This window comes from Marinobacter sediminum, from assembly GCF_016820575.1.
Taxonomy (GTDB): Bacteria; Pseudomonadota; Gammaproteobacteria; order Pseudomonadales; family Oleiphilaceae; genus Marinobacter; species Marinobacter sediminum.
The window spans coordinates 1159375-1172003 of the sequence record NZ_JAEMQH010000001.1 but is presented as its reverse complement, the minus strand read 5'-3'; the positions used below and the strand labels follow the sequence as shown (position 1 = coordinate 1172003).

At 56.2% G+C, this 12629-nt stretch carries 9 protein-coding genes and 1 other RNA gene; 1 reads left to right on the top strand and 9 read right to left on the bottom strand.

Going from position 1 to position 12629, the window contains the following annotated elements; genetic code table 11:
• Positions 1–74: 74 nt before the first annotated feature.
• Positions 75–439: a transfer-messenger RNA gene (gene ssrA / locus FGO67_RS05190) on the top strand.
• Positions 440–515: 76 nt separating this feature from the next.
• Here the strand turns inward: ssrA and FGO67_RS05185 are convergent.
• The 9 genes from FGO67_RS05185 to FGO67_RS05145 form a co-directional block, all read right to left on the bottom strand.
• Positions 516–3767 carry an EAL domain-containing protein gene (locus FGO67_RS05185; protein ID WP_203299621.1) on the bottom strand — a complete coding sequence of 1084 codons (3252 nt, stop codon included), beginning with the start codon at positions 3765–3767 and terminating at the stop codon, positions 516–518.
• 68 nt (positions 3768–3835) lie between these two features.
• Positions 3836–4375 (bottom strand): hypothetical protein, encoded by a 540-nt coding sequence (locus tag FGO67_RS05180; RefSeq protein WP_203299620.1) that lies wholly within the window; start codon positions 4373–4375, stop codon positions 3836–3838.
• Entirely contained in the window at positions 4365–5039 is a 675-nt protein-coding gene (locus FGO67_RS05175; RefSeq protein WP_203299619.1) for a ParA family protein, read from the bottom strand. The genes FGO67_RS05180 and FGO67_RS05175 overlap by 11 nt, the downstream gene beginning before the upstream one ends.
• Before the next feature lie 19 nt (positions 5040–5058).
• Positions 5059–6132, bottom strand: coding sequence for a protein-glutamate methylesterase/protein-glutamine glutaminase (locus tag FGO67_RS05170; RefSeq protein WP_203299618.1), 1074 nt, complete (start codon positions 6130–6132; stop codon positions 5059–5061).
• Between the two features lie 7 nt (positions 6133–6139).
• On the bottom strand, positions 6140–6988 hold the full coding sequence (locus tag FGO67_RS05165) for a CheR family methyltransferase (RefSeq protein ID WP_203299617.1): 849 nt from the start codon (positions 6986–6988) through the stop codon (positions 6140–6142).
• Positions 6989–7012: 24 nt separating this feature from the next.
• Entirely contained in the window at positions 7013–8953 is a 1941-nt protein-coding gene (locus FGO67_RS05160) for a HAMP domain-containing methyl-accepting chemotaxis protein (protein ID WP_203299616.1), read from the bottom strand.
• Between the two features lie 16 nt (positions 8954–8969).
• A complete protein-coding gene (locus FGO67_RS05155) occupies positions 8970–11033 on the bottom strand; it encodes a chemotaxis protein CheA (RefSeq protein WP_203299615.1) in 2064 nt (687 codons plus the stop codon).
• Positions 11034–11049: 16 nt separating this feature from the next.
• Positions 11050–11412 (bottom strand): response regulator, encoded by a 363-nt coding sequence (locus FGO67_RS05150; protein WP_203299614.1) that lies wholly within the window; start codon positions 11410–11412, stop codon positions 11050–11052.
• A 17-nt stretch (positions 11413–11429) separates the two neighbouring features.
• Entirely contained in the window at positions 11430–12629 is a 1200-nt protein-coding gene (locus FGO67_RS05145; RefSeq protein WP_203299613.1) for a methyl-accepting chemotaxis protein, read from the bottom strand.

Here is a 12629-nt window from a genome sequence, read left to right as displayed (position 1 = left end):
TACCTACCTCAAATCAACAATGCCAGGAAACAAACCTTGAAGTACGGCAAACCGGACACATATACTGTTGGTAAGGGGACGACATGGCTTCGACGCTGGTGGCGAACCCTTGAGTGCATGTCGAGATGGCAGCCAATCTCGTTAATCCAAAGCTGCAACGCAATAGTCGCAAACGACGAAAACTACGCACTAGCAGCGTAAGCTGCTAGTCGTCCTGACTGGGTCGCCCGTAGCCCAGAGCTACATCTCAGGACGTCATCGCTTACGGGATGCTCCGTTACCCAGAGCTCACTGGTTAACGGCTAAGATATAAAGAGATCGCTTCTTGCACCCTGACCTTCGGGTCGCTTGAAGTTAAATTAATAGAGGGACGCTATGCATGTAGACTCTCAAGGTTGAGTACTGGCGGACGCGGGTTCAATTCCCGCCGTCTCCACCAACTACCCAGAAAAAAGCCCCTGATTTCAGGGGCTTTTTTATATCCAAACATATCCTCCACACCACCGAATCATCTATTAGGCAGGTCCGGAGGACTCCTTAACAGGAAGTATCCACCTGGCCTCAAAGTCGTCCACAGTCAGCGGTTTGCTCAGCAAGTAACCCTGGACGTAGTCACACCCCACCTCTCTGAGAGTCTCCAACTGGGCTTGGGTTTCCACGCCTTCAGCCACCACTTTCATTCCTAGCTTGTGCGCCATGATAACCATCGCCTCGCACATGACCTGATCATTCCCATCCTCCTCCAGGTTCATCACGAACGAGCGGTCGATTTTTATGAAATCGATGTCAAATCGTTTCAGGTAAGCCAAAGATGAATAGCCGGTGCCAAAATCATCAATAGAGACCGAAGCCCCCTGGTCTCTCAGGCCGTGGATAAAGTTCTGCACCGTGGCACCGGATTCCATCAACAGACTCTCGGTGATTTCGAGTGCCAGGAGCCCAACACTCTCCCACTGCTGGCGAATGCTATCAAGCCAACCGAGGATTTCCTTTTTGCTTCTGAACTGCACCGGCGAGGTGTTGACACTCACCTGAAAACCGGGCTTGAACTGGCGCCACTTCATGGCCCGCTCGATGGCATACTTGGCTATCCAGTCGCCAATCGGAATAATCAGCCCGGTTTCTTCGGCGACCGGAATGAACTCCATGGGGCTTATCGTACCCAGCTCGGGGTGCAGCCAGCGCACCAATGCTTCCGCTTTGACGATCTCCATGGTTTTGAGGTCAACAATCGGCTGAAAATAAACGGCAAGCTGCTGTTCCTGAAGAGCGCGCCGCAGATCGATGGTAAGGTTCATATGCCTTTGGGACGCTTGCTGCATAGCGAGGGTGTAATACTGGAAACAGTTCCGCCCTTCCTCCTTGGCATGGTACATGGCCTGATCTGCGTTCATCATCAGTTCCTGGACACTACCGCCATCGTCGGGGTATAAGGTTACGCCAGCACTGGCAGACATGTAGGCCCGGCGCTGCCCCAGCTGATACTCACCAACTAACATGGAAAGTATGGATCTGGTGACCCGATCAATGTATTCGTAATGGCCCGCGTCGGTCAGCAGAATCACAAATTCGTCACCGCCTAGCCGTGCAACCACATCACTTGAGCGTACCGCTGTTGTCAGTCGTGATGCAGCCTCCACCAGCAGGGCATCGCCCTTGGCATGACCCAGAACGTCGTTGATCTGCTTGAAGTTGTCCAAATCAATGAGCAACAAAGCCAACCGTGAACCAGCCCGTTCCGCCACCACGATGGCCTGTTGCAGGCGTTCGGTGAACATGTTCCGGTTGGGCAAGCCGGTCAGCTCGTCAAAATTCGCCTGTTGCCAGATTAATCGCTCTGCAGCTTTAAGCTTGGTCAGGTCCTCGAACAACACCACGATCTTATCGATAGCGCCACTTTGGTCGTTCACCGCCCGCAGCTTCATCTGGGCCGGGAAACTGCTCCCATCAGCCCTTTGAAGAAAGGCCTCGCCCACCCATTCCCCGTGTGCTCTCACCGACGCAAGCTGTCGATTGGCCAGGTCCGCGCCATTTTTCGGCGACAGCAGGGCGTCGAAGAACCGCCCCTTCAAATCCGCAAGGGTGTAACCGGTGACCTGTTGCAGGAGCGCGTTGGCATCGACCACGCCATCCCGCAGCGAGACGATCAACATACAATCCTTGGTGCCCTCCAGAATCGATGTGGCCAAATCAATGGCACTTTGGCTCTCCACCCGCTGGGATACGTCATTGAAGGCCACCACCACACCTTTGAGTTGCCCCCGTTGTCGAATAGGTTTGGCCACCAAGTCAACATAGAGCGGCGTCCGGTCCGAGGTGATAAACAACTCTCCCCTTACTTCACTAATCTGGCCAGTCTGCAGCGTTTTGAAAACAGACGAGTTTTCCCATTTCTGGTTTGCTCCGTTGCTATCTTGGTGGCAAATGATCGTGTGAGCAGGCTGTCCCAGAAGTTGCTCCCGTTCGAACCCCAACAAGTCCAGGGCGACGTCATTAAGGAAGACAAAGTGCCCCTCAGTATCCAGGCCTATGATGCCCTCCTCCGAGGCTGCCAATACCATCATGCTGTGAGCGATGGCCTTATCCAGCGCTTCTTCTGATTTCGCCCTCAGTCTGACTTCGGCCTGCAGCTGCTGGCGATGACGGCGCTGCAGCCACCCCCAGCCCACCAGTAACATCAGCGCAACGAGCGCCACCGGCAATGCGATTTTGAGAGCTGAATACAGGCGAGCAGGGTATTGAGGGATGTACAAGAGCCCATCCAAATTAAAATCATCGATTAGGCCGAGAGACTGGTACTGACTGGCAACATAGGCCCACCGGTCCCGATTGATGTACCCGACCGGTACAAGTTCCGGCAGTATCAGAGCGCTGGTCTGCTCGGCCTCGTAACGCAGGAAAGCCTCTGAGTTTCGCGTTCCCCGGGGTGGGTATTTTTCGAGGATAATCTGGATCACGCGGTCCGGATTGTCGAAAGCGTATCGCCACCCGCGAATGGAAGCGTCGCGGAAACGCTCAACCAAGCCCGGATTACGCCGCGCCAGCGCTTCGGAGGTGAACAGCAAATCGCCAAAAAAATCGATGCCGTAATCCTGCGGGTGAAACAACCGTGGTTTCGCGCCAAGCTGCTCAAGGTCGAAGGGGCCTGCCGTGATGTAGTCGTACCGAAGTTGAGTCTCACCGTTAACCAGAGGCGCAAGGTCAGGCACTGGTGCATGGTTGTTGAGGCTCGACAGATCGATGCCAAGAGCTGTTAACAGCGCCAGTGTCTCAGCATTTGCCCGGTCACCGCCGGCGACGTCGGGCAGAAAAAAACTGACGGGGCGGTCGCCAATGTCCGAGAGGGAGGTCAATCCCGAGGTTTCGGTCGTCATCAGTACGCCGGGTGATCGCTGAAAAATATTAGCGATCACTTTCACCGGAACCCCGTTAGCGTGATGCAACAGCACGTCAGAACGATAGGAGCCAAACTCTGCCCGCTCGAAAACCACTTCTTCGACCGGATCTAAAAACCGGTTTGACGGCTCGCTGATGCCGGACACAATCTCAACATCCAGCCCGGCCTCATCGTAAAAACCCAGCTCCTCGGCCGCATAGTAACCCGCGAATTGGAATTGGTGGTGCCAATGGAGCTGGAGCCGTACTTGGTCATTTGCCGAAACAGCCGGTGCAACACCGAGGACACATAGGCCGATGAGAGAGATGGCGCGCGCGGTCACGCAGCGACAGCCTGCAACAAGCTTATGTCCGACTCGGATATTCCGCATACGCTCTCCAGATGCCGCCTGACCTGCGATCATTATCGTTTTTTTTAAACAGACACACTGGATCTAGATCAAATTTTGAACTGCTCGCCCAAGCTCCGTGTTACTTGTTTCGCGCGGACGGAGCGGCCCGACAATTTCACCAGAACCGAGCCGTCGCTCAGATCAAAGATAATATCCCGGTAGCCGAACTCTCCGACATCAGCGACCTCGATCTCCAAACCATGGGCTAATAACAAGCGAAAGGCTTGCTCCGCGTTCTGCTCTCCCATCCGTGCGCTGTTGCGCTTTTGATGTACTCGGGTTTTATCGTGAAACATATTACCGCCGCCAAAGACCTTGACCACGTAGTCTCGGGGCCGGGTATGCACCGCTGTGGCCATGCGCAGAAACAGCTGTAGCGAATCGTCACCGAACCTTGGATCCAGCTTGTCCATGGTGTTCGGTCGGGAGCCGATGCGCGTGGACGAAGGCTCGGAAAAATGGCACATGAAGCCAAAATGCTTGGCCGGGTGCCAGAAGGTAACGGCCACACAGGAGCCCAGCAGGGTTCGAATTCTGACCTGCCCTCGGTCAAAGTACACACTGTTCGGGTTTAGCCTAACGTCCATGTGTCACCGCCGCCGAGTCGGGCGCATCCGCCAGTTCGGACTCAACCCAGGCGGTCAACTGCTGCCAGGCTACGCGGTCCTTACTGGAAAAGCGTTCGGGCAACTCCAACACCGACAGCCCTTCCCGCGCTGACAGCGCGTAATTCACCGTGTCGCGCAGCTCTGCTACTTGCGATATCGCGAGCTTTGAGAGCCACGCCATTGCCTCCCGGTGCAACCTCAAACGCACGCGGGCTCGATTAATCACCATCCCGAGGGACACCCCACCCAAATCCTGAATACCACCACGCAACAACCGGAATAAGTGATGGGTCAGGGCATCCATGTCCACGGGTGAAACTGACGTCGGTATAAGAACCAAGGTTCGATGGGCCCGGCAGAACTGAAGAAAAGCCTCTTCGGCAAACCCGGAGGGTAAATCGAAAATGTCCAGCACCTTAGGATCATCGGGAAGCGCGAGCATCTGGGACTGCGTGACCCGCTTACAAGGCAGGAGCGCCAATGATTTTGGGCGGCGTTGAACCCAGTCCCACAGCGACTGCTGGGGATCAACGTCCCAAAGCCGAACCGGCCGGTCACCGCGCTTCAGGGCAACTGCCAGGTTGAGCGCAACGGTGGTTTTGCCAACACCCCCTTTCGGGTTCGCCACCAGAACACTGGGCATGATCGTCACTCCCGCATGATCAGTTGGCAGCTTTCAGCAAGTTGGCAGCGATAGTTTCCAACGGGTATTCCCGGGTGGTTCCTCCACGAGCCACAGCTTCTTTGGGCATACCATAAACCACACTGGTGGCTTCATCCTGAGCACAGGTCCAGGCGCCCGCCTGCCGCAGTTCAACCATGCCATCGGCACCGTCGGCTCCCATTCCAGTCAGTATGGCGGCAGCAATATTTTTGCCGGCGTATTTGGCTGCTGAACGAAACAGCACATCCACCGACGGCCGATGGCGGCTTACCAGGGGCCCCTCTTTCAGCTCAACGTAGTAACGATGGCCACTGCGCTTGAGCAGCATGTGGGCATTGCCCGGAGCAATCAGCGCCTGGCCCCTCAAAACATAGTCGCCATTGCGCGCCTCTTTAACTGTGATCGCGCAGAGGCTGTCGAGCCGCTCGGCAAAGGAACGGGTAAAACCCGGCGGCATATGCTGCACAATGACAATCCCCGGCGAGTCCAGCGGCATCACCTCTAGCACCGCACGAATGGCTTCGGTCCCGCCCGTGGAGGCACCAATCACAATGACCTTCTCGGTGGTTTCCGCCATGGCGGACCTGGTCACCTTAGGCTTGGACAAAATGGCGTCGGCGGTGAGTTTTTGCCTTGCCTGCGACGATGGCCGCGGTGTTACGGCTCTGGGTTTGGCCACCGCAGCCGCCCGGATGCTGTCAGTGAGCAACACCGACGACTCCTCCAGAAACTGCTTGGTGCCCAGCTGAGGTTTGGTGACGATGTCCACTGCGCCTGCTTCCAGAGCGTTCATCAGGGTCTGGGAGCCTTCCTGAACCAGGGAGGAGCAAACAATGACGGGAATGGGATGCTGTTTCATCAGTTTTTTCAGGAAGGTAATACCATCCATTCGAGGCATCTCGACATCCAGGATGATCACGTCCGGCACCACCCGACGAAGCTTCTCTGCCGCCACGTAAGGGTCCTGGGCGACCGCCGCTACCTCCATGTCCGGTGCCGCGCTTACGATGTCTTGCAGGGTATTCCGGACCACCGCAGAGTCATCCACAATCATAACCTGGATCTTGTCCATGGCGACCTCATCTGAGTTTTCTATAGACCGTTGGCATCATGTGCTGAAATTGACTGGTGCGCTCTGGCAACGTCTCCGAGTGTCCCAAAAACAACAGGCCGTCTGACGTCAGACAGCGATGAAACTTATCGATGATGCGTTTCCGGTCCTCCAGGGAAAAATAGATCATCACGTTTCGACACAGCAGGAAGTCGATGTCTCTAAAGGTCCGAAAGTCGTCCGAGATCAGGTTGAGTGAGGAAAAACGGATGGGGCGACGCAGCTCCGGCCCCATCTTCACCAGTCGCTTGCGCGGATCGCGGCTGCGGTACAGATATTTGCGCCTTAACATCGTCGAAATGGGACCGATGCGGTTTTCGGGATAAACGCCCCGAGCCGCCGTGCGCAGGACCGTTACAGAAATATCGGTCGCGAAAATATCGAACTGGAAGTTCGGGTGTTTCTCCTGGATTTCGTTGCATACCAGAGAGAGGGTGTAGGGCTCCTCACCGCTCGAACAACCGGCACTCCAGATCCTTACCCGAACGTTGCCGCCGTTCGCCTTTCGAATACGCTCCACGATTTCCTGCTCCAGCACTTGAAAGTGCATGGGCTCCCGAAAAAACTCGGTTTTGTTGGTGGTCAGGGCATCAACCAGCATGATCAGCTCGTTATCGTCCCGGTTGTCAAACACGGCAGCCACATACTGGCTCAGGGTGTCGAAACCCAGATGCTTCTGCCGTTTTCGCAAGCGTGTCTCGATCAAGCTACGCTTGTGCGCAGGCAGCTGAATTCCCGCCAGCGACTCAACGTACTCGGCGATTCTGGCGTGTTCCCTATCGGTTAACCCACCGGCAACCGGGGAATTGATAGCCACCGAAGATCCCATCGCGCGCCCCGATCAATACTTCACGAAGTCGTCCTCGTGGTCCTCATCCAGATCCAGATCAATACCGCCTCCGACTGAGGCCGGCTTTGTGGGGGCTGGTTTCGGCGCTTTGGGCTTGGTCCTGGCAACAGGCGATTGTTGGTGCGCCGTCGCGCCGCCAACTCTGGCCGGCCCATTTTGGGTCGCTTTGGCGCCACTGAAGAAGGCGATACTTTCGCGCATCTGGTCGGATTGATGTGCCAGATCGCTGGAAGTCGCAGCCATTTCCTCCGCGGCGGCCGCCGATTGCTGGACGACCTGGTCAAGCTCCTGCAGCGCTCGGTTGATCTCGCTGGCACCTTTATCCTGCTCGGTCGCCGCCGCGCTTATCTCCTGCACCAGTTCGGAGGTCTTCTGGATATTCGGCACTAGCTCCCGAAGCATCTCACCGGCGCGCTGGGACACCTGAAGGCTGCTCGTTGACCTTTCCACGATCTCGGTGGCCGCTCGCTGCGAACGCTCCGCCAGCTTTCTGACCTCGGCCGCCACCACGGTGAATCCCTTACCATGCTCCCCGGCGCGCGCCGCCTCAATGGCGGCGTTCAAGGCCAACAAATTGGTTTGACGGGAAATTTCCTCAATTATCCCGATCTTGTCGGCGATTTCTTTCATCGCCTCAACGGATTCACTGACCGCCTCACCGCTGTTTTTCGCGTCGGTTGCCGCCTGGCGGGCAATTTTCTCAGTCTGTTGAGCGTTATCGGCGCTGTGAGAAATGTTGGCAGTCATTTCTTCCATGGACGAAGAAATTTCCTCCAGGGCCGCTGCCTGCTGGGTCGCACCCTGGGCAATCTGCTGGCCAGTGCTACTGAGCTGCAAACTTCCAGAAGCGACATTTTCGGTGGCTTCCGAAGCCCGCCGGGCTGCTCCCGAGATCTGGCGCATGATCAGTACAAACATCGCCAGGGCAGCAACAATGGCAACCAGCACGACCACAATCATGGTCAGCTGGGTCCCTTCATAAGTGGATTGAGCCTGCAGCCGACGATCGGTCATAATGCCGTTCAAATCCTCTACCAAGCTGTCCAGATAGCCAATTGCCTGGTTGCGGGCTGCAGAAGAATCGCCGGTGGATAAATCGAACGCCCGCTTGTTGCCATTCTCCCGACTCAGGCCAATCACTTGTTCTGCGGCGCGCAAATAGTTGTCGAGAGTGGTTCGAATGTCGCTGACCTCATTCGCATACTGCCGGAAATTACGCTGCAGCTGGTCCGTGTCCTTATGGATCTCGTCGGCCGTGGACTGGAAGTTGGCGACCAGAGTTTCCATGGTCCTCGCGTCCCGCTCCAGAATGATATTCTTTTCGGTCCGCTGCAGCTTGATGGCATCCGCCTTCACCCGATTGACCAGCCTGAGCGCCTCGCCTAGATCCTGTGCCCTGGACAGATCGATCGCCCGTTCCAGCTCCGCGGCCAGGGACTCAACAAGCCTTTCAATCTGCATTTCCAGCGCATCCATCAACGGGCGCGCCTCGTCGACGGATACTGAGAAGGCACGGTTATTGGAGTTCAACCGCGACAGCTGTCGGACCTCCCGGGATAACCGCGTATAGGTCTCGAACTGCTGGGCAAAATTATCCAGTTTGCTGATCTGCTCGGGAGTCGACAAATCCCGTAACTGCGTTCGGAGCGTATCTATTTCCGATTCCGCCGTCTCCAGTTGCGCGGCGAACTCATCCATGGACTCGGGGGTATTCGCCAAAACGATGTTCTTCTCTTCCAGCCCAACCTTGTTCACCAGACGCTGGATCATGATGCCCAGTCGCAGTTTCTCGGCCGTGACGTTGGCCATTTCAGACAGGTTATCGTTCATGCCCGCCAGCCTCATCAGGGCCAAACCGCTGATGACCAGGATCACCACTATCAAAGCTGCAAAGATGGTGTTAAAAAGCGCCCTAAGATTCATGTTTTTCATTGTCTTACACCTCTGACTAGGTGAGTGCCTCAGATCCGGAGTGCTGGTTCAGACTGCTAGCCAAACGATCGGTATCCAGAATCAATGCAACCCCGCCATCCCCCAGAATGGTTGCCCCTGTAATGCCTTCTGTTCGCTCGTATAACTTGCCAAGTTTCTTGATCACGGTTTGGTACTGGCCGATGACCTCATCGACAGCAACCCCAAAGGCACCGGACTTTGTGTTGACCACCACCACCTGTTCGATGTTTGGCCGGTTGCCGTCCACAACAAACTGATCGCGCAACCGAACAAACGGCAGCAGAGCGCCTCGATTCTTGATCAGATGCTCAGACTGCTGTTCTTCTCCACCTTGGCTGACCTCGATACACTCCTCCACGACCGCCAGCGGAATCACGTATTTCTCTTTTTCAACCGCCACCATCAAGCCCTCGATAATGGCAAGCGTCATGGGCAGGGAGATCTCGAATTCGGTGCCCTCGCCCTCCTCTGAGCGCATCCTGACGGAACCTCTCAAGGCTTCGATGGAACGTTTGACCACGTCCATACCGACCCCTCGACCGGAAATGTCAGACACCTGCTCGGCGGTGGAAAAGCCGGGCTGAAAAATCATCTGGAGCAGTTCGTCCCGCGGGATTTTTTCTCCGGCCGACAGCAGTCCCCGCTCTTCGGCCTTTCGTCGCACACGGGCAGCATCAATGCCGCGACCATCGTCCCGAATCCGAATCAAAACCGCCCCTTTGTCGTGCTCAGCCGAAAGATGCACCGTCCCATGCGGGGACTTGCCCGCGGCTTCCCGTTCTTCGGGGGCTTCGATGCCGTGGTCGATGCTGTTGCGGATCAAATGAAGCATCGGATCAGCCAGACGGTCGATCACCATCTTGTCCAGTTCTGTGTCGGCACCGGTGGTGTTTAACTTGATTTGTTTGCCGAGTTCGACGGAAAGATCCCGCACCAGTCGGCGGTAGCGCCCAAAGGTCACACCGATGGGCACCATGCGGATCTCCAGAGTTTGATCCCGCAGGTAAGTGGTCAGGCGTTCCATTTCCTCCGACACTACTTCGATGTCGGGGTCATCCCTGTCTTTCGCTAGTTGCGCCATCCGAGCCTGCACAATCACAAGCTCGCCAACCAGGTCCATCAAGGCGTCCAATTTGCTGGAGGCCACCTTGATACTCTCTTCAGCCTCCTTAGACTTGGTGGGCTCGCGCATCAGCTCCTGTTCAGCCAACGCCCTTTCAACTTCTGCCGATTCTGCCACGCCCTTGGTCTGGAGTATCTGTCCTAATTTTGGCCTATCCTCCAGGGTTTCCCGCAACTGCTCAGGCTTGATAACACCGCGATCAACCAGGATGTCTCCCAGCATGGCGTCTTCATCGACCGAGCTCTCGGACAGCTCTACTTGCCAGTCGTCCTGCACAAAAATGAACACGTCGTCGATGTCGTCCGCCGAAGCCTTGGTCGTCAACAATGCCTGAAAGGTGAGATAACACTGATCAGGCTCGAAGTGTTCCCAGTCCGGCAACCCACCAGTGTTTGCGCTCAGCTTGAATTCGCCAAGCCCAGACAGTTCACGCAAAACCGGCAGCAGATCAAAGCCATCTTTGAAGGTGCCGGCGTGGGGACGAATGGCGAGGCGGTAGGTTTTCACCGATGCAGGTGAGGACTTGGGCGTGACTTGCTGCTCACTGGGCTCGCCACTGGCCCCAACCGGTACCTGATCGTGGAGTTCCTGAAGAATCTGATTACCTTGTTCCAGCAGTTCGGGGGCCGGATCCGGATCGGCCAGCAAGCTGTGGATATAATCCTTAGCCTTGAGAATGGTGCTGATTAAGCCCGGCGACACCAACAGTTCGCCTTTCCGGCACTTGTCGAACACAGTTTCGAGGTGGTGGGTGAAGTCCGATAAAGCCTGGTAACCAAACATCCCTGCCGCGCCCTTGATGGTATGCATCGACCGGAACGCCGTATTGATCACCTCCTCATCGGTTGGATTTTCATCCAACTCGAGAAGCGCGTCCTCGAGGGCAACGAGATGTTCCCGGGCTTCTTCTTTAAAGGTCGCCAGTGGATCTACCATGGCACCGTCTCCACTCTCAGATCAGTTTGGCGACCGCCGACAACAGCAGCGCGGGTTTGAAAGGCTTAACCAGCCAGGCTTTAGCACCGGCCTGCTTACCCTCCATTTTCTTCGATTCCTCCGACTCGGTCGTTAGCATGAGCACGGGGGTGAATTTGGCGGAGTCCAGCTTTTTGATCTCTCGCAACAACGAGATGCCGTCCATGTTGGGCATGTTGACGTCGCTCACGATCAGATTGAATTTCTGGCCCCTCAACTTGCCCAGCGCATCCACCCCGTCCTTGGCCTCAGTGACCCGGTAGCCAGCATCCTGCAGGGTCATACTGACTACCTGACGAATCGACGCACTGTCATCAACCACTAAAATTTCTTTACTCATGCTGGTCTGGCTCCCCATTAAAAAAACGTGAGATCATCCTCGGCCGAAGGGTCCGATTTGGGCGCTTTGCCTTCCTGCTCATGGAGCATCCGTTTGTGTGAGGTGCGCTCCTCGTCGGTGGTGTAGGTTCGGTACATGTTGTCCAGAAACGCCTCTGCATCGATGGCTGGATAGCCCGGCCCGCCTGCTCCTGCGGAAATGGCCTGTTCCACCTCAGTCAGATTTTCAATCACGTGTTCCAGAACCTGCCCCACCCGATCCTGAAACTGCAAGGCAACAATGACTGCACTGATTTCGTTTTGCGCATCCTCACCAACCCCAATCAGCTGGGCCGTATCCTCTGCCAGAGACATCAACGTCGATTTCATGGCGTTGAGGGTCTGACTGATCGTCCCGATATGCTCACTCAGGTTATTCTGGGAGGACTCGGTGTTCTCACTGACCCGCTGCAATGTAACGTCCATCGCCTCAGATACGGCCCTGATTTTGTCCCGAATTGCCTCGCCCCGGTCTGACGAGGAGGCCGCTAGACTTCGAACTTCATCGGCTACCACCGAGAACCCCCTGCCATGCTCGCCGGCCCTGGCGGCCTCAATGCTGGCATTGAGTGCCAACAGGTTAATCTGGTCCGCGATTTTTCGGATGTCGTCGGTCATCGTTTCCAAGTCATTGACTTGATCACTCAAGTTGCGAAGCTGCGCCAGGGTATTCTCCTGGGACGTCACCGAATCCGAGACGATGGTTTCGGTCAGATTAATGATCCGATCAACCTCCCCGCCAATGCGCCGCAAGTCCCGATCGTCTTTTCCCTCGGTATCAGAGACCGCAGTGATGACCCTTTGCAGGTGCCCTTTCAACGCCTGGAACTGTTCAACGATTCGGAGGACTTCCCGCTCCATGTCCTCGCGGCCACCCTGAACCTGCTTGTTCACCAGAGGTACCGAGGTCGACACGAGGGCTTCAATACTCGCCAACCGGCTCGTTATGTCACTATCGTGGGGCACCGATGATGCTTGCGGTAATGGCTCCAGGGGAGAGGACGTCTCTGGTGCTCGTTGCAGCTGCGCGGCTACAACCCAGCCGATGCCAGCCAGCACCAGCCCCACCAGACCGCCCAACCAGCCACCCGACCAACCCGCCAGCACGACGAGACCGGCAAACACGGCGCCCAGCAAACGCCGCGCGTTTGGCACGGATAAGGTCGGAATCCGTTGCAT